This window comes from Pseudomonas frederiksbergensis (genome assembly GCF_900105495.1).
Classification (GTDB): domain Bacteria; phylum Pseudomonadota; class Gammaproteobacteria; order Pseudomonadales; family Pseudomonadaceae; genus Aquipseudomonas; species Aquipseudomonas frederiksbergensis.
The window spans coordinates 6,162,157-6,183,703 of record NZ_FNTF01000002.1 but is presented as its reverse complement, the minus strand read 5'-3'; the positions used below and the strand labels follow the sequence as shown (position 1 = coordinate 6,183,703).

General features: G+C 60.0%; 17 protein-coding genes. 11 read left to right on the top strand and 6 right to left on the bottom strand.

What is annotated here, in order from left to right; translation table 11 throughout:
• Window positions 1-4: 4 nt before the first annotated feature.
• The 9 genes from murD (at window position 5) to lpxC (ending at window position 10,492) form a co-directional block, all read left to right on the top strand.
• Window positions 5-1,351 carry a UDP-N-acetylmuramoyl-L-alanine--D-glutamate ligase gene (gene murD / locus BLW70_RS29030; RefSeq protein WP_074880081.1) on the top strand — a complete coding sequence of 449 codons (1,347 nt, stop codon included), beginning with the start codon at window positions 5-7 and terminating at the stop codon, window positions 1,349-1,351.
• Window positions 1,348-2,565: a putative lipid II flippase FtsW gene (ftsW, locus tag BLW70_RS29025; protein WP_074880076.1), complete on the top strand. Its 1,218-nt coding sequence runs from the start codon at window positions 1,348-1,350 to the stop codon at window positions 2,563-2,565. Before murD ends, ftsW begins: the two co-directional genes overlap by 4 nt.
• Window positions 2,555-3,625, top strand: a complete 1,071-nt coding sequence (gene murG / locus BLW70_RS29020; RefSeq protein ID WP_074880071.1) for an undecaprenyldiphospho-muramoylpentapeptide beta-N-acetylglucosaminyltransferase — start codon at window positions 2,555-2,557, stop codon at window positions 3,623-3,625. Before ftsW ends, murG begins: the two co-directional genes overlap by 11 nt.
• Window positions 3,618-5,078: a UDP-N-acetylmuramate--L-alanine ligase gene (gene murC, locus BLW70_RS29015; RefSeq protein WP_074880068.1), complete on the top strand. Its 1,461-nt coding sequence runs from the start codon at window positions 3,618-3,620 to the stop codon at window positions 5,076-5,078. The genes murG and murC overlap by 8 nt, the downstream gene beginning before the upstream one ends.
• Entirely contained in the window at window positions 5,075-6,031 is a 957-nt protein-coding gene (locus BLW70_RS29010) for a D-alanine--D-alanine ligase (protein WP_074880065.1), read from the top strand. The genes murC and BLW70_RS29010 overlap by 4 nt, the downstream gene beginning before the upstream one ends.
• 4 nt (window positions 6,032-6,035) lie before the next feature.
• The gene (locus BLW70_RS29005) at window positions 6,036-6,905 is read left to right on the top strand and encodes a cell division protein FtsQ/DivIB (protein ID WP_074880062.1); all 870 of its coding nucleotides are present in this window, start codon (window positions 6,036-6,038) and stop codon (window positions 6,903-6,905) included.
• Between the two features lie 14 nt (window positions 6,906-6,919).
• Window positions 6,920-8,179, top strand: coding sequence for a cell division protein FtsA (gene ftsA / locus BLW70_RS29000; protein WP_008147519.1), 1,260 nt, complete (start codon window positions 6,920-6,922; stop codon window positions 8,177-8,179).
• A 95-nt stretch (window positions 8,180-8,274) separates the two neighbouring features.
• Window positions 8,275-9,468: a cell division protein FtsZ gene (ftsZ, locus tag BLW70_RS28995; protein ID WP_074880059.1), complete on the top strand. Its 1,194-nt coding sequence runs from the start codon at window positions 8,275-8,277 to the stop codon at window positions 9,466-9,468.
• A gap of 112 nt (window positions 9,469-9,580) precedes the next feature.
• Window positions 9,581-10,492, top strand: a complete 912-nt coding sequence (gene lpxC / locus BLW70_RS28990; RefSeq protein WP_008147525.1) for a UDP-3-O-acyl-N-acetylglucosamine deacetylase — start codon at window positions 9,581-9,583, stop codon at window positions 10,490-10,492.
• Window positions 10,493-10,688: 196 nt separating this feature from the next.
• Here the strand turns inward: lpxC and BLW70_RS28985 are convergent, their stop codons facing one another.
• From BLW70_RS28985 to BLW70_RS28965, 5 genes are all read right to left on the bottom strand, one after another.
• Window positions 10,689-12,182, bottom strand: a complete 1,494-nt coding sequence (locus tag BLW70_RS28985) for a sensor domain-containing diguanylate cyclase (RefSeq protein ID WP_074880057.1) — start codon at window positions 12,180-12,182, stop codon at window positions 10,689-10,691.
• Window positions 12,183-12,328: 146 nt separating this feature from the next.
• A complete protein-coding gene (locus BLW70_RS28980; protein ID WP_074880054.1) occupies window positions 12,329-13,648 on the bottom strand; it encodes an OprD family porin in 1,320 nt (439 codons plus the stop codon).
• 194 nt (window positions 13,649-13,842) lie between these two features.
• Window positions 13,843-14,067 carry a hypothetical protein gene (locus BLW70_RS28975; RefSeq protein ID WP_074880051.1) on the bottom strand — a complete coding sequence of 75 codons (225 nt, stop codon included), beginning with the start codon at window positions 14,065-14,067 and terminating at the stop codon, window positions 13,843-13,845.
• A gap of 364 nt (window positions 14,068-14,431) precedes the next feature.
• A complete protein-coding gene (locus BLW70_RS28970) occupies window positions 14,432-17,536 on the bottom strand; it encodes a multidrug efflux RND transporter permease subunit (RefSeq protein ID WP_074880048.1) in 3,105 nt (1,034 codons plus the stop codon).
• A complete protein-coding gene (locus BLW70_RS28965; RefSeq protein WP_074880045.1) occupies window positions 17,533-18,693 on the bottom strand; it encodes an efflux RND transporter periplasmic adaptor subunit in 1,161 nt (386 codons plus the stop codon). Before BLW70_RS28965 ends, BLW70_RS28970 begins: the two co-directional genes overlap by 4 nt.
• Before the next feature lie 487 nt (window positions 18,694-19,180).
• Here BLW70_RS28965 and BLW70_RS28960 point away from each other — a divergent pair, with 487 nt between their 5' ends.
• A complete protein-coding gene (locus BLW70_RS28960) occupies window positions 19,181-19,438 on the top strand; it encodes a hypothetical protein (protein ID WP_007943495.1) in 258 nt (85 codons plus the stop codon).
• A gap of 143 nt (window positions 19,439-19,581) precedes the next feature.
• On the top strand, window positions 19,582-20,721 hold the full coding sequence (locus BLW70_RS28955; protein ID WP_074880042.1) for a transporter substrate-binding domain-containing protein: 1,140 nt from the start codon (window positions 19,582-19,584) through the stop codon (window positions 20,719-20,721).
• A gap of 59 nt (window positions 20,722-20,780) precedes the next feature.
• Here the strand turns inward: BLW70_RS28955 and BLW70_RS28950 are convergent, their stop codons facing one another.
• Window positions 20,781-21,530 carry a YkgJ family cysteine cluster protein gene (locus BLW70_RS28950; protein WP_074880038.1) on the bottom strand — a complete coding sequence of 250 codons (750 nt, stop codon included), beginning with the start codon at window positions 21,528-21,530 and terminating at the stop codon, window positions 20,781-20,783.
• Window positions 21,531-21,547 lie beyond the last annotated feature (17 nt).

Genomic DNA, 21,547 nt, shown 5'->3' with positions numbered 1-21,547 from the left:
ACGAGTGTCTCTGATCGCTTCTGACCACTTCCGCATCGTTGTCGGCCTCGGCAAGAGCGGCATGTCCCTGGTTCGCTTCCTGGCGAACCGGGGCACGTCGTTTGCTGTTGCCGACACGCGGGAAAATCCACCGGAACTGGCCACGCTCAAGCGTGACTATCCGCACGTGGAAGTGCGTTGTGGCGAGCTGGACGTCGAATTCCTGTGCCGCGCCGACGAGCTCTACGTGAGCCCCGGCCTGGCGCTGGCGACCCCGGCCCTGCAGGCTGCCGCCGCCCGTGGCGTGAAATTGTCCGGTGACATCGAGTTGTTCGCGCGTAACGCGAAGGCGCCGATCGTCGCCATCAGCGGTTCCAACGCGAAAAGCACCGTCACCACACTGGTCGGCGAGATGGCTGCGGCGGCCGGCAAGCGTGTCGCCGTCGGTGGCAACCTCGGTACGCCGGCGCTGGACCTGCTCAGCGACGACGTCGAGCTGTACGTGATGGAACTGTCGAGCTTCCAGCTCGAGACCACCGATCAGCTAAACGCCGAAGTGGCGACCGTGCTCAACGTCAGCGAAGACCACATGGACCGCTATAGCGGCCTGCCGGCTTATCACCTGGCCAAGCACCGGATCTTCCGGGGTGCCAGGCAGTTTGTGGTCAACCGTCAGGATGCCTTGAGCCGTCCGCTGATTGGCGAAGGCCAGCCATGCTGGACCTTCGGTTTGAGCAAGCCTGATTTCAAGGCATTCGGTATCCGCGAAGAAGACGGCGAGAAGTACCTGGCCTTCGAATTCCAGAACCTGATGCCAGTGCGCGAGCTGAAAATTCGCGGTGCCCACAACCAGTCCAACGCCTTGGCGGCATTGGCCCTGGGCCACGCCGTCGGCCTGCCGTTCGACGCGATGCTGGCGAGCCTGCGCACCTTCGCCGGGCTCGAGCATCGCTGCCAGTGGGTCCGTGACCTGAATGGCGTGAGCTACTACAACGATTCCAAAGCCACCAACGTCGGTGCCGCACTGGCGGCCATCGAAGGCCTGGGCGCGGACATCGACGGCAAACTCGTGCTGATCGCCGGTGGCGATGGCAAGGGTGCCGAGTTCAAGGACTTGCGTGATCCGGTGGCGGCCAACTGCCGCGCCGTGGTGCTGATGGGGCGTGACGCCGAGCTGATTGCTCAAGCCATCGGCGATGCCGTGCCACTGATTCGCGTCAACTCGCTGATCGAAGCGGTCGAGCAATGCCGCGCCATCGCAGAGAAGGGCGACGCCGTGTTGTTGTCGCCGGCCTGCGCCAGTTTCGACATGTTCAAGAATTACGAAGACCGTGGTCACCAGTTCGTCCGCGCTGTGGAGGACCTGGCATGAGCCTGATGAACATCATCAAGCCCTACCCGTCGCCGATCATCACCGGGCGCGGTATCGACCTCGACTTCCCTATGCTCGCCGGCTGCCTGGCCTTGATCGGCCTCGGGCTGGTCATGATTGCCTCGGCATCGACCGAAGTGGCGGCGGTGCAGTCGGGCAGCGCGCTGTACTACATGATTCGCCACCTTATCTACGTGGTGCTGGGCCTGGGTGCCTGCATCGTCACCATGATGATTCCGATCGCCACCTGGCAACGCCTGGGCTGGCTGATGCTGATTGGTGCGTTCGGTTTGCTGGTGATGGTGATCATCCCGGGGATCGGCCGTGAAGTGAACGGTTCGATGCGCTGGATCGGCTTCAGTTTCTTCAACGTTCAGCCGTCGGAAATCGCCAAGGTATTTGTCGTTATTTACTTGGCCGGTTACCTGGTGCGTCGCCAGAAAGAAGTGCGTGAAAGCTGGATGGGCTTCTTCAAGCCGTTCATCGTTCTGCTGCCAATGGCGGGTCTGTTGCTGATGGAGCCGGACTTCGGCGCCACTGTCGTGATGATGGGCGCTGCTGCGGCGATGCTGTTCCTCGGCGGGGTCGGGCTGTTCCGTTTTTCCCTGATGGTTGTCCTGGCGGTCGGGGCGGTGGTGTTGCTGATTCAAGTGCAGCCGTATCGAATGGCGCGCCTGACCAACTTTGCCGATCCGTGGGCCGACCAGTTCGGTGCCGGTTATCAGTTGTCTCAAGCGTTGATCGCTTTTGGTCGCGGCGAATGGCTGGGCGTTGGCCTGGGCAACAGCGTGCAGAAACAGTTCTACCTGCCGGAAGCCCACACCGACTTCGTGTTTTCGGTCCTGGCCGAAGAACTGGGTGCCGTCGGTTCTTTGTGCACGGTAGCGCTGTTCGCCTTTGTCTGTATTCGCGGGATGTACATCGGTTATTGGGCCGAGAAGGCCAAGCAGTTTTTCGCCGCCTACATCGCGTACGGCTTGTCGTTCCTATGGATTGGTCAGTTCCTGATCAACATCGGGGTGAACGTCGGTCTGCTGCCAACCAAGGGTCTGACCCTGCCGTTTCTCAGTTACGGCGGTAGCTCGTTGGTGATCTGCTGTGCCTGTCTCGGCTTGTTGCTGCGCATCGAGTGGGAAAGTCGAACCCACTTGGGCAGCGAAGAGATGGAGTTCCATGAGAGTGACTTCGCCGAGGAGCCGACCCATGGGCGCTAACGTATTGATCATGGCGGGCGGCACCGGTGGCCACGTGTTCCCGGCGCTGGCGTGTGCTCGCGAATTCCAGGCCCGTGGTTACACCGTGCATTGGCTGGGGACACCGCGTGGCATCGAGAACGAACTGGTCCCGATGGCCGGCATCGAACTGCATCGGATCAATGCCAGCGGATTGCGTGGCAAGGGCAAATTGTCCCTGCTCAAGGCCCCATTCATGTTGCTCAAGTCGATCTGGCAGGCACGGGCGATCATTCGTCAGCTGCGGCCGGTGTGTGTCGTCGGCTTTGGCGGTTATGTGACCGGTCCCGGTGGCGTTGCCGCCAAACTGGCTGGTGTGCCGGTGATCGTTCACGAGCAGAACGCCGTGGCCGGTACCGCCAATCGGTTGCTGGTGCCGTTGGCCGCCCGAGTCTGTGAAGCGTTCCCCGACACCTTTACTCTGTCGGGCAGCCGTCGGACCACCGGTAACCCGGTGCGCACCGAGCTGTTCCTCGAAACACCGCGACAGGCTCTGGCCGGTCGCAAGGCGCGTTTGCTGATCCTGGGTGGAAGCCTGGGCGCAGAACCGTTGAACAAGTTGCTGCCTGAAGCCCTGTCGCAAGTCGCCCCCGACCTGCGCCCGGAAGTGTTTCATCAGGCCGGCAAAAACCACGATGAAGTGACTGCAGAGCGCTATCGCGCGGCTGGCGTCGAGGCGCAAGTGCAGCCTTTCATCAAAGACATGGCCCAAGCCTATGGCTGGGCCGACCTGGTGGTGTGCCGCGCAGGCGCGTTGACCATCAGTGAACTGGCCGCCGCCGGTCTGCCCTCGATGCTGGTGCCTTTGCCCCACGCGATCGACGATCACCAGACCCGCAACGCCGATTATTTGGCCCGTGAAGGCGCTGCCTTCCTGATGCCGCAAAGAACGACTGGCGCAGCGGATCTTGCCGCACGCCTGACAGAGGTCCTGATGCAACCACAACGACTCACCGACATGGCTACCGCGGCACGCCGCCTGGCCAAACCCGATGCAACCCGTAACGTGGTCGATACCTGCCTGGAGGTGGCCCATGGTTGAGAATCAGAAAGCCATGCCGCAACCGGAAATGCGCCGCATCCGTCGCATCCATTTCGTCGGGATCGGCGGCGTGGGCATGTGCGGCATTGCCGAAGTGTTGTTGAACCTGGGCTATGAAGTGTCCGGTTCCGACCTGAAAGCTTCACCGGTGACCGAGCGTCTCGAGTCCTTCGGCGCCCAGATCTTTATCGGCCACCGCGCCGAGAACGCCGCGAACGCGGACGTACTGGTCACCTCCAGTGCCGTGAACACCTCCAACCCGGAAGTCGCCACTGCCCTGGAACGCCGCATCCCGGTGGTGCCTCGCGCTGAAATGCTGGCTGAGCTGATGCGCTACCGCCACGGCATCGCCGTCGCCGGTACCCATGGCAAAACCACCACCACCAGCCTGATCGCTTCGGTGTTCGCCGCCGGTGGCCTGGACCCGACATTCGTGATCGGTGGCCGTCTGAATGCCGCGGGCACCAATGCCCAGCTGGGCACCAGTCGTTACCTGATCGCGGAAGCTGACGAAAGCGACGCCAGCTTCCTGCACTTGCAACCGCTGGTGGCCGTGGTCACCAATATCGACGCCGACCACATGGCGACCTACGACGGTGACTTCAACAAACTGAAAAAAACCTTCGTCGAGTTCCTCCACAACCTGCCGTTCTACGGTCTGGCGGTGGTGTGCCTGGACGATCCGGTGGTGCGTGAAATCTTGCCGTTGGTAAAACGTCCGACCGTGACTTATGGCTTCGGCGACGACTGCGATGTGCGTGCGATCAATGTGCGTCAGCAGGGCATGCAGACCTTCTTCACCGTGCTGCGTCCTGATCGCGATCCGCTGGATGTCTCGGTGAACATGCCGGGCAACCACAACGTGTTGAATGCACTGGCAACCATCTGCATCGCCACCGATGAAGGCGTCAGCGATGAAGCCATCGTCCAGGGCCTGTCCGGGTTCCAGGGTGTCGGTCGACGCTTCCAGGTCTACGGCGAACTGCCGGTAGACGGTGGCAGCGTGATGCTGGTCGACGACTACGGTCACCACCCGACCGAAGTTGCCGCGGTCATCAAAGCCGTGCGCGGTGGCTGGCCGGAACGCCGTCTGGTGATGGTCTACCAGCCGCACCGTTACAGCCGCACCCGTGACCTGTACGACGATTTCGTCAATGTATTGGCCGACGCCAACGTCCTGTTGCTGATGGAAGTCTACCCGGCCGGTGAAGAACCGATCCCGGGCGCCGACAGCCGCAAGTTGTGCAACAGCATCCGTCAGCGCGGTCAGCTCGACCCGATCTACATCGAGCGCGGTGTCGATCTCGCGCCGGTGGTCAAGCCGCTGCTGCGTGCTGGCGACATCCTGCTGTGCCAGGGCGCCGGTGACATCGGTGGTCTTGCTCCAAAACTGTTGAAAAGTCCGTTGTTCGCTGGCGCCGTTGCTGCGCCGAGTGTGGGGAAGTTGAAATGACTGCTGCTTACGCCAACCTCGTCTCCACTGTCGCGCCGAAAGATTTCGGCCGCGTCGCCGTGCTCTTCGGCGGCAAGAGTGCCGAGCGTGAGGTTTCCCTCAAGTCGGGTAACGCGGTTCTCGACGCGCTGCTAAGCGCCGGTGTGGACGCGTTCGGTCTCGACGTGGGCGATGATCTGTTGCAGCGCCTGCTGAACGAAAAAATCGATCGCGCCTTCATCATTCTCCACGGTCGTGGCGGTGAAGACGGCAGCATGCAGGGCCTGCTGGAATGCCTGGGTATTCCGTACACCGGCAGCGGCATTCTTGCTTCGGCGCTGGCCATGGACAAGCTGCGGACCAAACAGGTCTGGCACAGCCTCGGTATTCCGACGCCACGCCATGCCGTACTGAGCTGCGAGGCCGATTGTATTTCGGCGGCGACGGAACTGGGCTTCCCTTTGATCGTCAAACCGGCCCATGAAGGTTCAAGTATCGGGATGGCCAAAGTGACCTCCGCGTCGGAGTTGATCGACGCGTGGAAAGCGGCCAGTACCTACGATTCGCAAGTGTTGGTCGAGCAATGGATTCAAGGTCCGGAGTTCACCATCGCCACCCTGCGTGACCAGGTGTTGCCACCGATTGCCCTGGGCACGACGCACAGCTTCTACGACTACGACGCCAAGTACGTGGCTTGCGATACCCAGTATCGGATTCCGTGTGGCCTGGACAGCAACAAAGAAAAAGAACTGATGGACCTCACGGCGAAAGCCTGTGAGGCGCTGGGTATCGCCGGTTGGGGCAGGGCTGACGTGATGCAGGACGCCGACGGGCAGTTCTGGTTTCTGGAAGTCAATACCGCACCGGGCATGACCGATCACAGTCTGGTGCCGATGGCGGCTCGTGCTGCCGGTCTGGATTTCCAGCAACTGGTTCTGGCGATTCTGGCCGCAAGCATTGAGCCGCGAGGTTAAGACCATGCAAGGCGCACAGCTGAGACATCAGCCCTCCGCACCGACCGGCCGCAAGCCGGTACCGCGAGGTGCCAGCCGAATGGTGGCCAAAGAGCCGATGTCTGCGCGCCTGCCGAAAGCCAATTTCGGTTTTCTGAAAAGCCTGTTCTGGCCGGTGCTGCTGGTCGCACTGGGTTTCGGTACTTACGAAGGCGCGCAGCGTTTGTTGCCGTACGCCGACCGGCCGATCACCAGGATCAACGTGCAGGGCGACCTGAGTTACATCAGCCAGCAAGCAATACAGCAACGGATCGCCCCGTACGTGGCGTCGAGCTTCTTCACCATCGACCTGGCGAGCATGCGTACCGAGCTGGAAACGATGCCATGGATTGCCCACGCCGAAGTGCGTCGGGTGTGGCCGGATCAAGTGGTGATCCGCCTGGAAGAACAACTGCCGGTGGCCCGTTGGGGCGATGAATCGCTGTTGAACAACCAGGGCCAGGCGTTCACCCCGCGCGAGCTGGCGAACTACGAACATTTGCCACAGCTGTTCGGCCCACAACGGGCCCAACAGCAAGTGATGCAGCAATACCAGGTGCTGAGCCAGATGCTCAGGCCGTTGGGCTTCTCGATTGCGCGCCTGGAATTGCGCGATCGAGGTAGCTGGTTCCTGACCACCGGCGCCGGCAGCGCGGGCCCGGGAATCGAACTGTTGCTGGGACGCGGCAACCTGCTGGAAAAGATGCGCCGTTTCATTGCCATCTATGACAAGACGCTTAAAGAACAGATTACGAACATTGCGCGCATCGATCTGCGCTACGCCAACGGCCTCGCTGTTGGCTGGCGGGAACCTGTAGCGCCCACGACAGCCCAACCCGCTGTCGCGAAGAATTAAGAAGAGGCAGGACCATGGCAAACGTGCAAAGCGGCAAAATGATCGTCGGTCTCGATATCGGCACCTCCAAGGTGGTGGCGCTGGTCGGCGAGGTCTCGGACGACGGCACGCTGGAAATCGTCGGGATCGGTACCCATCCGTCCCGTGGCCTGAAGAAAGGCGTGGTGGTGAACATCGAGTCCACCGTGCAATCGATCCAGCGCGCGATCGAAGAGGCGCAGCTGATGGCTGGTTGCCGCATTCACTCGGCGTTCGTCGGCGTGGCCGGCAATCACATCCGCAGCCTGAACTCCCACGGCATCGTGGCGATTCGTGATCGCGAAGTCAGCTCCGCCGACCTCGAGCGCGTGCTCGACGCCGCCCAGGCTGTAGCGATCCCGGCAGACCAGCGCGTGCTGCACACCCTGCCGCAGGATTACGTGATCGATAACCAGGAAGGCGTTCGTGAGCCTCTGGGCATGTCGGGCGTACGTCTGGAAGCCAAGGTTCACGTGGTCACCTGCGCCGTCAACGCCGCACAGAACATTGAAAAATGCGTGCGTCGGTGCGGCCTGGAAATCGACGACATCATTCTCGAGCAGCTGGCTTCGGCCTACTCGGTCCTGACCGACGACGAGAAAGAGCTGGGCGTGTGCCTGGTGGACATCGGTGGCGGCACCACCGACATCGCGATCTTCACTGAAGGCGCGATCCGTCACACCGCAGTGATCCCGATTGCGGGCGACCAGGTGACCAACGACATCGCCATGGCGTTGCGCACTCCGACCCAGTACGCCGAAGAAATCAAGATTCGCTACGCCTGCGCCCTGGCCAAACTGGCCGGTGCCGGTGAAACCATCAAGGTCCCAAGTGTCGGCGACCGTCCACCGCGCGAGCTGTCCCGTCAGGCCCTGGCCGAAGTGGTCGAGCCGCGTTACGACGAGCTGTTCACGCTGATCCAGGCCGAACTGCGTCGCAGTGGCTACGAAGACCTGATCCCGGCCGGCATCGTGCTGACCGGTGGTACGTCGAAGATGGAAGGCGCAGTCGAACTGGCCGAAGAAATCTTCCACATGCCGGTGCGCCTGGGCGTGCCGCATGGCGTCAAGGGCCTGGACGACGTGGTCCGCAACCCGATTTATTCCACTGGCGTTGGCCTGTTGATGTACGGCCTGCAGAAGCAGTCCGACGGGATTTCCTTCTCGGGCATCAGCAGCCGCGACAGCTACAGCAATGAAGAACCGAAAGCCGCCTTGCTCGATCGCATCAAGAGCTGGGTACAAGGCAACTTCTAACGAAGCAGATTCAAGCGACAAGGTTCAAGCGGCAAGCGGTAAAAGCAGCAAAACGCAGTAGGCGAAAAAACTAGAGAAATGAAAGGAGAGGGAAAATGTTCGAACTCGTAGACAACATCCCCGCAAGCCCGGTTATTAAAGTTATCGGTGTTGGCGGAGGCGGCGGCAACGCCGTCAACCACATGGTCAAGAGCAACATTGAAGGCGTTGAATTCATCTGCGCCAACACTGATGCCCAAGCGCTGAAAAGCATCGGCGCGCGGACCATCCTGCAACTGGGCACCGGCGTGACCAAAGGTCTCGGCGCTGGCGCCAACCCTGAAGTAGGTCGTCAGGCCGCTCTCGAAGATCGCGAGCGCATTGCCGAAGTCCTGCAGGGCACCAATATGGTGTTCATCACCACTGGCATGGGCGGTGGTACCGGTACCGGTGCTGCGCCGATCATTGCTGAAGTGGCCAAGGAAATGGGGATTCTCACCGTTGCGGTGGTGACTCGTCCTTTCCCGTTCGAAGGTCGCAAGCGCATGCAGATCGCCGATGAAGGCATCCGTCTGCTGTCTGAAAGCGTCGACTCGTTGATCACCATTCCCAACGAGAAGCTGCTGACCATCCTTGGCAAGGACGCAAGCCTGCTGTCCGCATTCGCCAAGGCCGACGATGTACTGGCCGGTGCCGTTCGCGGTATCTCCGACATCATCAAGCGTCCGGGCATGATCAACGTCGACTTTGCCGACGTGCGTACCGTGATGAGCGAAATGGGCATGGCGATGATGGGCACTGGCTGCGCCAGCGGTCCGAACCGTGCACGTGAGGCCACCGAAGCGGCCATTCGCAACCCATTGCTGGAAGACGTGAACCTGCAAGGTGCACGCGGCATCCTGGTGAACATCACCGCCGGTCCTGACCTGTCCCTGGGTGAGTACTCCGACGTGGGTAGCATCATCGAAGCTTTCGCTTCCGAGCACGCGATGGTCAAGGTCGGTACCGTTATCGATCCGGACATGCGCGACGAGCTGCACGTAACAGTAGTAGCCACTGGTTTGGGCGCAAAAATCGAGAAGCCTGTGAAGGTCATCGACAACACCATGCACACGTCCGTGGCTTCGCAGCCGCAGCAACAAGCGTCTTCGCGTCAGGAAGCGCCTGCTGTGAACTACCGTGATCTGGATCGTCCGACCGTCATGCGCAACCAGGCTCAGGCCGGTGCTGCGACTGCCGCGAAGATGAATCCGCAAGATGATCTGGACTACCTGGACATCCCGGCTTTCCTGCGTCGTCAGGCCGATTGATGGAATGTATCAGGGCTATGAAGGTGATTGGTGTTCAGCAAAGGTCTGGTCTGCTATCATCGCCAGCCTTTGTTGATACCAGTTCGCAATTTGCGCTGAAGCGGCCCAAGCCATGATTAAACAACGCACACTGAAAAATATTATCCGTGCTACAGGTGTAGGCCTGCACTCCGGGGAAAAGGTATACCTGACCCTCAAGCCCGCACCTATCGACACCGGCATTGTGTTTGTTCGTGCCGATCTCGACCCTGTGGTGCAGATTCCTGCCCGCGCGGAAAACGTTGGTGAAACCACGATGTCGACCACATTGGTCAGTGGTGACACCAAAGTGGATACGGTGGAGCACTTGCTCTCGGCCATGGCTGGCCTGGGCATCGATAACGCCTACGTCGAGCTCTCCGCGTCTGAAGTTCCGATCATGGATGGTAGCGCTGGACCTTTCGTATTCCTGATTCAATCGGCCGGCCTGGAAGAACAGGACGCACCGAAGAAGTTCATCCGGATCCTGCGGGAAGTGACAGTGGAAGACGGCGACAAGCGCGCCACTTTCGTCCCTTTCGAAGGCTTCAAGGTGAGTTTCGAGATCGATTTCGATCACCCGGTTTTCCGTAACCGCACACAAAGTGCAAGCGTGGATTTTTCCAGCACTTCGTTTGTAAAAGAAGTCAGCCGCGCCCGTACCTTTGGTTTCATGAGTGATATCGAGTACCTGCGCAAGCACAACCTCGCACTCGGCGGCAGCGTTGAAAACGCTATTGTGGTCGACGCGGATGGCGTACTGAACGAAGACGGCCTTCGCTATGAAGACGAATTCGTGAAGCACAAGATCCTCGATGCAATTGGTGACCTCTACCTGCTGGGCAATAGCCTGATTGGTGAGTTCAAGGGCTTCAAGTCCGGACATGCATTGAACAACCAGCTGCTGCGCAAGTTGATTGAGCAGACAGATGCTTGGGAAGTCGTGACTTTCGAAGACGCCAGCACTGCACCGATCTCTTACATGCGTCCAGTTGCGGCCGTGTAAGTAAAAACCTCTCTAGTTTTTAAAGGCTACCTTCGGGTGGCCTTTTTTTATGCCTGGAAAGTCGATCGTTCCCACGCATTGCGATGATCGTTCCCACGCTCCGCGTGGGAATGCCTCAAGGGACGCTCCGCGTTCCAGCTCTCGAAAGGGACGCGGAGCGTCCCGGGCTGCATTCCCACGCGGAGCGTGGGAACGATCATCCTGCGACTACCCGATTACGCCCACTTTCCTTGGCCTGATACAGCGCCTTGTCCGCTGCAAACAATAGCTGTTCGAGGCTGATGTCGGTGGAGGTGGTCCAGGTGCTGATACCGATACTGACAGTAATCGGCGACTCGGCACCTGCCACCCGCGGCAACTGCTCTACGGTCGCGCGGATGTGTTCGGCAATCTGTTGTGCACCCTGGCTGTCGGTTTCCGCGAGAATCACCGAAAACTCCTCACCGCCATAACGGGCGACCAGGTCAGCGGGTCGTCTCACATTGTCGGCGATCACCTTGGCCACCGAGCGCAACGCATCATCGCCAGCCTGATGCCCATGACGATCGTTGAACGCTTTGAAATGGTCGGCATCAATCATCAGCAGCGACAAAGGCTGGCCGGAACGTTGAGCGCGGAACCACTCATGCCGCAGCACCTGATCCAGCGTTCGGCGGTTGGCCAGGCCGGTCAAGGGATCGGTAGCCGCCAGTTGCGCCAGTTCCTGTTCGGCGTGGTGGCGCAGGCGCAGTTCGCGGCTGAGCAGCCAGGTCAGCCAGAGCAAGCCGATGCACAGCGCCATCGTCGCAACGCTAACCACCACCGCCGTACGCTTCCACGAGGCAAACACTTCATCACTGGACAGTGCAACGATGACGATCAACGGCAAGTTGCCCACCTTGGAGAACGTGTACAGGCGTTTGTCCTTATAGCGGCTTGAAACACCGGTGAAGCTGCCGTTGCCTTCTTTGACGATGCGCTGGAAGTTGGGACGGCTGCTGAAGTCCTTGCCAATCAGCTCCTCGGCCAAGCGGGGCTCCTGGGCCAGAAGAATCCCGTCCGAGCTGATCAGGTTGACCGAGCTGTCACGACCGATGCTCAAGCTGTTGAACAGTTGATCGAAATAACTCAAGCGCATGGCGGCTTCGGCCACGCCAAGAAATTCGCCCTGTGAGCCGCTGATTCGGCGACTGAAGCTGATTCGCCATTCATGTTCAGGTTGTCTGGAGCGGAAAGGACGGCTGATGAGCATGCTTGGGTCGCGATTGTTCACGTGCGACTGAAAGTATTCGCGGTCAGCAAAATTGCCCTTTCTGGGGTCTACCGAGGCCGAGTCGGCGATCACGTCGCCCTTGTTGTCCAGCAACAAAATGTCGCCCTTGTACGGCGCGGCAGTGGCGCGGTCAAACAAGGCCAGGTGTCGGATGGTAGGGGAAACGTTCTTGAGGTCTTCACGCTGGGAGGCGGCGATCAAGCCGAGCAAGGACAGGTCATAGAGTTCGACATTGCGCAGCACGTCGGCGTCGATCAGTTGCACGATGTTGGTTGCTGCACGAGTGGCCGACTGTTCAGCATTGGCGCGTTCGCGAATGAGCAGGAACGCGACGATGCTCAATATCGCAATCACCAACAGCAAACTGCCGAGAACCAGGAGCCGCTCCGATCGCGTCGACCGGACCGGGTGGTGAGATGTCGCACTGCTCACACTCATGGTTCTACTTCTGCTAATGAGGCGTTATTAAAGTGTTTTGCAAGACTCAGGCAGAATCCCGGAAACCATTTGCGTTCGGTGCGCCTGTATAAATCCCGAGTAAAAAAAAGGCCAGCAAAACATGCTGGCCTTTTGCTTATTGAAGCTTAGAAGACATTGAGCGGGTAGTCGACGATCACCCGGTATTCATCGGTGTCCTGATCCAGCGCGCCATAGCCGTTGCCTCCACGGTTGGTCGCCCATTGCAGGCGCAGCGCCAGGTTTTTGGCCTTGCCGCCCTGAACCACGTAGTTGAGGTCGATGTCACGTTCCCAGTGCCTGGCGTTTTTGCCGTCAGCGCTGTACCACGAGGCATAACCGGGACTGTCCGGATCGACCTTGGTCAGGTCCAGTTCACCTCGGGAGTAAGAGATCGCCGAGGTCAGGCCGGGGAGGCCGAGCCCGACAAAGTCGTAGGCGTACTTGAGTTTCCAAGAGCGTTCGTTCGGGCCGTTGAAGTCCGAATACTGCTGGGAGTTGTCGAGGTAGACGCTGTCGCCCTGGCTGATGTAGTCGAACGGCGTGTTGCCGTTGACCCGCTGATAGGCCGCGGTAACGCTGTGATCGCCAACCCCCACGGTGAAATGCAGGCTGTAGGTGTTGTTGTCGATGTGGCCCAGCAGCGCATCGCCGGTGTCTTGCGTGTGATAGGCATGCAGGCCGGGGTTGAGGCTGACCCGATCGTTCAAGGCGTAGGTGTAATCCAGGTCGTAGTAATACTGGTTCCAAATGTCCTTGAGTTCGGAAGCATAGACGCTGCTGGTCAACCCCGGCAGGCCGCTCCAGGCCACGCCGGCCCAATTCAGGTGCTTACTTTCGTCACCGTCGGCCAGGCTGCCGTAGGACGTGCCGATTCGGGTGTGTCCACTCTGGTTGTAAGGCTTGGTGAAACTCGCCTGGCCACCTTCAATCATCCAGCCGTCAAAACGGTGGTTGGTCAGGCTGACGCCGCGAAAGGTCTGGGGCAGCATGCGGGTTTCGCCGCCGGCGATCACCGGGTTGGCGAGAAACAAGTCACCGGCCTTCAGTTCGGTATCGTAGGCACGCATTTTCAGCGTGCCACCCGCCGTCGAGAACGAGCCCGGCGCTTTGCCGTTGCCATCGCTGACCGGCAGGATGCTCGACCCATCGGTACCGCCACCGCCGTCGAGCTTGAGCCCGAGCATCGCGTGGGCGTCAACGCCGAAACCGATGGCGCCTTGGGTGTAGCCTGATTCGAAGAGACCAAGGAAACCCTGGCCCCATTCAATGTTGTCGTCCGCCTGCTGCAGGCGGTTGCGGTTCATGTAGTAGTTACGGGCGTTGAGGTTGAGGCTCGATCCTTCAACGAAACCTTCGGCGTTTGAGTCGTCTGCGGCGTGAGCAGCAGGCGTCACCGTTGCAGCGATTGCAATGAATAACAGGCTGAATCTGAGAGGGAAACGCACTAGCGGTAAAGCTCCTTGGGTCAACTTAGAGCCTCATTGTCTTGAGACTCAGGATGTTTCTTGTTAGGGGAGACGAACTAAAACTGATTAAAACCACAACGAAAAAAAGCCGCTGATAGCAGCGGCTTGAAGACAACTTTTCAAAGGAAAGAGCCGATGAAAAGTGTCGAGGGAAACAGAGCGATATTGAACAATCAGCTTTCTTTCTCAATCGGTGGTCGGGCCTGAGTGCTCGACGCTTGAGGGGTTTGCGCAGCTTCCTGAGCCTTGGCCGTCATTTCGTTGTGAGTCTGTTCGAATGCAGCCGCGCGTGCGGAGTTTTGCGCGACGAACGTCTGCGACTCTTCAGCGATGGCGAACGGAGACAGAAACAAAGAGGACAAAACGAAAGCGCTGGCAATACCCATAGTGTTGGACATCTTTAAAACCTTCTTGCTTGGCAAGTGCTGTTTGGTGCGGCAAAGATAAGGGGGTTTGGCGAGGGGAAAAAGAGCGGATTCATGAAAGGACTGTTGCGCTTAAGGCAACAGTTGACCACCGATCGTTCCCACGCTCTGCGTGGGAATGCCTCAACGGACGCTCCGCGTTCGGCTTGGAATGGGACGCGGAGCGTCCCTGGCTGCATTCCCACGCGGAGCGTGGGAACGATCATTTGGCGGGGTCAGACCGGGAGATGGATACCGAAGGTATTCATGCCGTGATCACTGCGCACAAAAACATCCCCGCCGTGCATCAGCGCAATGGCCTTGACGTCTTCGATAATCAGAACGCTCATGACCCGCCTCAGTCTGTGGTCGCCAGCGCCGGTTGAGGTGCTGATGCTGGTGGGAGAGGGTGCCGATGGAATAGCCGCTCGAGCCACAAGTATATGACCGGCGTGGTGAACAGCGTCAGCGCCTGGCTCACCAGCAAACCGCCGACCACCGCAATCCCCAGCGGCTGGCGCAGTTCGGCGCCGGTGCCATAGCCGAGCATCAGCGGCAGGGCGCCGAGCAGGGCGGCGAGGGTGGTCATGATGATCGGTCGGAACCGCGTCATACACGCTTCATGGATTGCTTCTTCGGGAGGCAAGCCACGGTTGCGTTGCGCTTCCAGCGCGAAGTCGATCATCAGGATGCCGTTCTTCTTGACGATGCCGATCAGCAGCACCAGCCCGATCAGCGCCATGATCGAAAAGTCCTGGCCGCAGATCCACAGCATGATCACCGCCCCCAGCCCCGCCGAGGGCAGCGTCGAAATGATCGTCAGCGGGTGCACGAAGCTTTCATACAGAACGCCCAGAATGATGTACACCGCGACCAGCGCCGCCAGAATCAGCCAAGGCTGACTGGCCAGCGAACTCTGGAACGCCTGGGCGGCGCCCTGGAAATTGCCACTGATGGCCACCGGCATGCCGATGTCGGTCTTGGCCTGGTCGAGCATGATCACCGCATCGCCCAACGCGACGCCGGGCGCCAGGTTGAACGACAGGTTGGCCGCCGGGAACATCCCGTCATGAGCGATAGATAACGGGCCGATGGTCGGCGCTTCGAATTTCGCCAGGGCCGACAGCGGCACCATTTCCCCGCTCAGGGGCGAGCGCAGGTAGAAATAGTTGAGGCTTTCGGCCTTGCCGCGCTGCTTGGTGTCGAGTTCCAGAATCACGTTGTACTGGTTGGTCTGGGTCTGGAACTCGTTGATCTGCCGTTGGCCGAAGGCGTCGTACAGCGCTTCATCGACATCGCTGGCGGTCAGGCCGAAACGCGCTGCGGCGCTGCGGTCAATGCTGATGTGGGTGATGCTGCCGCCCAGTTGCAGGTCGTTGGAAATGTCACGGAACGCCGGGTTGGCGCGCAGCTTTTCCGTCAGGCGCTGGGTCCAGGTGCTCAGGAGTGCCCCGTCGTTGCTCTTGAGCACGTATTGGTACTGCGCGCGACTCGGACCGGAACTGAGGTTGATGTCTTGCCCGGCGCGCAGGTACAGCACGATGCCCGGGACTTTCATCAGTTGCGGGCGAATCCGGTCGATGAATTGGCTGGCGGACACGTCTCGATCGCCGCGCTTTTTCAGCGAAATCCAGAAGCGGCCGTTAGCGATGGTCTGGTTGCTGCCCGCAACGCCGACCGAGTGTGAGAACGTCTCGACGGCGGGATCGGCGGCGACGATTTCGGCCATTGCCAAGTGTTTTTTCACCATGTCGCCGTAGGAGATGTCCGCCGCTGCTTCGGTGGTGCCGAGGACGAAACCAGTGTCCTGCACGGGGAAGAAACCCTTCGGAATGAAAATGTACCCGGCGACCGCCAAGCCGAGGGACAGGCCGAACACTCCGATCATCAACTTCTGATGGGCGAGGGCCCGGCGCAGGCCTTTTTCATACAGCGCCAGTAACCGCTCGGCGAAGCCCGATTGGCGGTGTTGCGGCGCACGCATGAATAGCGCGGCCAACGTCGGTGCCAGCGTCAGGGACACCACCACCGAAATCATGATGGTCGAAGTGGCGGTCAGGGCGAACTCCTTGAACAGTCGCCCGACCACGCCGCTCATGAACAACAGCGGAATGAACGCCGCCACCAGCGAGAAACTGATCGAGACCACGGTAAAACCGATCTCGCCGGCACCCTTGATCGCCGCCTCGCGCCTGCCGTCGCCGGCTTCCAGGTGACGGTGAATGTTTTCCACCACCACAATCGCATCGTCCACCACAAACCCGACGGACACCACGATCGCCACCAGCGTCAGGTTATTCAGGCTGAAACCCATGAGGTACATCAGGGCAAAACTGGCGATCAGCGACACACCGAGCACCGACGCCACGATCAGGGTTGCCGACAACTGCCGCAGGAACAGCGCCATCACCGCCACCACCAGCAGGATCGCGATCAGCAGGGTGATTTCCACTTCATGCAACGACGCGCGGATGGTCTGGGTGCGGTCGACCAGCACGTTGACCTGCACCGAGGCCGGCAGCATGGCCTCCAGCGCCGGCAGGGCTGCTTGAATTCGGTCGACGGTCGCGACGATGTTGGCTCCCGGTTGCCGGAAAATCACCAGGTTCACCCCCGGCTTACCATCAGCCCACGCCTGGATGTAGGCGTCTTCCGAACCGTTGACGACTTTGGCCACATCCTTGAGATGAACCGGTGCGCCGTCCTTGTAGGAAACAATCAGCTGACCGTATTCCTCGGGATGGAACAACTGGTCGTTGGTGGACAAGGTCGAAATGCTCGACTCGCCGTACAACGCCCCTTTGGCCAGATTGAGGCTGGTCTGCTGGATTGCCAGGCGAATGTCCGCCAGGGTCAGGCCGATGGCAGCGAGTTTGTCTGCTGACGCCTGCACCCGGATCGCCGGACGTTGCTGACCGGTGATGTTGATATTGCCTACACCGTCGATCTGGCTGATCTGACGGGCGAGCAGGGTTTCCACCAGGTCACTGACTTCGGTGCCGGGCATTTGCGGCGAGTGGATGCTGAGGATCAGCACCGGGCTATCGGCCGGGTTGACCTTCCTCCAGTTCGGCAGGTTCGGCATGTCCTTGGGCAGTTTGCCGGCGGCGGTGTTGATCGCGGCCTGGACTTCCTGCGCGGCGGTGTCGATGCTTTTGTCGAGGGTGAATTGCAGGGTCAGGATGGTCGAGCCCAGGGCGCTGCTCGAGGTCATCTGGGTCACGCCGGGGATGGCGCTGAATTGCACTTCAAGCGGCGTGGCCACCGACGAGGCCATGGTTTCGGGGTTGGCGCCAGGCAGTTGCGCGGCCACCTGAATGGTCGGGAATTCCGCTTCCGGCAGTGGCGCAATCGGCAGTCGTGGGAAGGCGATGACACCGAGCAGCACCAAGGCAAAGGTCAGCAGGACCGTCGCCACCGGATGATCGATGCACCACGCGGAAATCGAGCCATGACCCTTCATGGTTTCGGCTCCGATTGCACCACTTGCGGCGGGTCGGTCACTACCTGCACGGTCGAACCCGGTTTGAGCCGCGACTGCCCGTCACTGACCAGTACGTCGCCCGGATTCACGCCTTTGATGAGGTCCTGGCCGCTGCCTTGATGAATGATCTGCACCTGAACGGCTTCGACCTTGTCACCCTTGACCCGGTAGACGAAATGTTGATCGAGGCCACGTTGTACGACGGTGGGCGGCACTACCAGCGCATTTTTATCCAGTGCTGTCTGAATCTTTACCGTTACCAGCAGGCCCGGCCAGAGTTTCTGTGCGGGGTTGGCGAACTCGGCCTTGGCACGGATGGTCCCGGTGTTGGCGTTGATCTGGTTGTCGATCAGGGTCAGGCGACCTTCGCCCAGCAGGTTGCCGGTTTCCCCATCGGTGTCGGCACCGATGTAAGCCTTGACCGGCGTGTGCTGTGGATCGTTGATCAGGCCTTGCAGGGTCGGCAACATGTGTTGCGGCAGGGAAAACTCCACGGCGATCGGGTCGATCTGGGTCACCGTGAACAGGCCTTGAGCGTCGGTCATGCGCAGGAAGTTGCCTTCATCCACCGTGCGAATACCGACGCGACCTGTTACCGGGGAGCGAATCTGTGTGTAGGAAAGCTGCACTTGAGCGGCGTCGATCGAGGCCTGGTTGCCTTGGGCGGTGGCTTTGAGTTGGTTGACCAGGGCTTGTTGCTGGTCGTAGGTCTGCTTGGAAACCCCGTCGTCCACGCTCAACAGTTTGTAGCGCTTGAGGTTGACCTGAGCCACTTGCAGTTGCGCCAGGCTTTCGCCAAGTTGCGCTCGGGCCTGCTCGAGGCTGGCGCGGATCGAGCGGTCGTCGATGGTGGCGAGCAGGTCGCCTTTGTTCACCCGTTGGCCTTCCTTGACCAGGATTCTGGTGAGGATGCCGTCGATTTGCGGACGCACCACAACGCTATGCAGGGACAGCACCGAGCCGATGCCGCTGACGTAGCGTGGGACGTCTTTTTCGATGACGTTCACTACCCGGACGGGGATCGCAGAGGGTGCGGTCAGTTTGGTGGCCGCGGGTTTGTTGGCGTACCACAGGCCCAGCGCTGCCAGGACGATCAGAAGGGCTGCGAGCAAGGCGGGTTTTTTCTGAATTCGCATGCGAGTGGGGCGCCGGGGCTGTGGGTCGGTTTTTTTCAGGTTTGTATCTTCCTTTATAAACCTGTTCTCCGGTCAGGGAGGTAAATGCTAACTGACGGCGCTGTCAGTTTTGACCTCTGCGGGGCGATGCCGATCCTTCCTGATGAACACCTACACTCAGCCTTCCGAAGGGGCGGGTGGATCAAGATCAAGAGCTGCAGGCGAGCTAACGCTCGGCCTGATGAGTGGTGAGGAGCGAAAGGCGAACACCGATCCCTTGTGGGAGTGAGCCTGCTCGCGATGGCGGCCTGACAGCCGACCAATGTCGCGCAGATGGATACTGTTCAATTGGGTCCGGGCGGGGTTCCGACGAAGGCGTCAGGTCAGTCAACGCAAAACCCGACGGACTCGCTTGCTGCTTGAAGCTTGCAACTCCCGAGACAGGTATACTGCCGCCTTTCGCGGCTCGCTGATCGGGCCCGACTCTATTGCATCACCCGGAGCTTTCATGACTTCCCCGACACAACCGCCGGTTGCCGACGCTTTGAGCGACGACCAGGCAGACCTGCCAGACAGCGTCGACTCCAGCGCAGACAGCGAAACCAAAGCCGCGATCCCGGCGTTCAAGTTCCCGTTCAAGCCGGGCGACCTGGCCGCCGCGAAGAATGCCAGCCAGCCCTGGTACAAGAACGGCGCCAAGAACGGCCATACCAAGACCCCGGGCGCAGCGCCTCCTGGCACTCGTCGCTCGATGGGCAAGCGCTGACGGTCAGGCATTTTGTTGCGCGGTAATTGTTCTGTCTGTCATTGAGATAGTTCCCACAAGGATGAGCGATTCGTCCTCTGGGAAAGTCGGTGGCCTCTCGTCGAAGATTCATGCCCGTGAATTTTCGATGCAGGCCACCAAAAATGTCTCTGGTAAAAACCCTCTCTTTCCTGTCGCTGGTGGCCCTGACCACTGGCTGCATGTCGACTGTGCCCGATCCACAAATCCGTTTCGGTGTCGAAGCGCTGGTTCCGCCGTTCGAGAGCCGTAACGACAAGGGTGAGCTGGTCGGATTGAATATCGAGTTGGGCAACGCGCTGTGTGCCGAACTCAAATCCCGCTGTGTCTGGGTTGATCAGGATTACGCGACCAACCTTCATGCCCTTGAAGCCAACCGTTTCGACGTGATCATGCCGATGACCGCCACCCCTGCGCGTCGTGAGCGGGTTGATTTCACCGAAGACCTGTATCCCTTGAGTAACCGTCTGGTGGCTCGCGTGGGCTCGAATCTGCAGCCGGATGCGCGATCACTCAAGGGCAAGCGTATCGGCGTGCTTGCGGGCACAAGTCGCGAGGCTTTCGCCAAGGCTCGCTGGGCGGCGGCCGGGGTGACGGTGCGCAGTTTCAATTTCAACAACCAATTGGTCGACAGCCTGCTCGCGGGTGATATCGATGCCACCCTGCAAGACTCCGTTGAAATTACCCACGCGTTATTAAGCCTGCCCCAAGGGCAGGCTTTCGAGTTTGCCGGAGCCCCTGTCAGGGACCCGATGCTGGGCAGTGGCGTGGCCATGGCCGTGCGAAAAACCGACACTCTGCTGCGCGATAACCTGAATGCGGCGCTGGAGCGTCTTAAGCAAAATGGCCAGTATCAGGCAATTACCCAGCGTTATTTGCCGCCCGCAGTGCCAGACTCACCACGCTACTTTGCGAATGAGGAAGGTCTGGCATTTTCCGATGCGGTGCAGGTCGGCGAGACCCTTTACCTTTCCGGGCTGCTCGGCCTCGGGGCTGATGGCGAACTGGTGAAGGGCGGCATCGGCCCGCAGACGACCCAGGTCATGGAGAACTTGCGTACCGCGCTGCAACGCAACGGTTCGTCCCTGGCTCAAGTGGCCAAATGCACGGTCATCCTTGCCGACATAAGGGACTTTTCCGCCATGAATGCTGTGTATCGCAGTTTCTTTGCGGCAGATCGTTTGCCCGCACGTACGACGTTTGCCGGCAAGTTGGTCGAGAACGCGCGGGTAGAAGTGGAATGTCTGGCAGTGACGGCCAGCTAATCTTCTTGGCGACGAATCACTGCGCAACGGTATTGCGCAGTGATTCCGAGACTGGCGCCTCAGGCCACCCGCAACGAAATAAACGCATAGTTCGCTGGCGTATCTGTCGCCACTTGCGCACCCGTCGCCTGCACTTGCCCGGCGATGTCTTCGCCCGATACATGAAACAACCAGTCAGCGCCTGACCCGACCAATGGCTGCGCCGCAACCTGATCGATGCCCCTCGCGAACGCCGTCATGTCCGGCAGGTAAGCGGTAAACCCATCACCCTTCAACGCTGTAGTCCGAATCCCCAGCAACGCGCAAATCGCTTCCTTGGTCCGAATGTCATCGCGATCGGCCTGACGGGAGCGCTGGATTAATCCAGCCAGTTCCTGATCGACCAATTCACTTCCCACAATCAGTTTCGGTCCCTTTTCCCACGACTCGGGCGGACATTCTTTCGCCGCAGTGTTCAGGGGAATATGCGGATTGATTTCCATCGGGTAGATGCGGCACACCAGCGGCCGGCGTTCATAGATGCGGCAGAGGTTGTCTTCGTCAAGATTCCGGCAAGGACCGACGTTGTAAGCGGCAAAAGTGATGGCTATGTACGCCTCGGAAACGCCGCTTCGAACCTTCACTGAGCGGCGTTCGGCATGTTCACGCTGCTGCTCTGGCAAGCCCAGGCCATTGCCCAGGAAACCTTCCACCAGCACGATCACTTGACCGCCATCGGCCGCCCACATCCGCGCTTCGGGCAGGGTCAGGGGCACGTGATGGTCGTTGCAGCATTTGCCACAGCCTACGCAGGAAAACGTCGTATTCATTGAACGGCCAGTTGCAT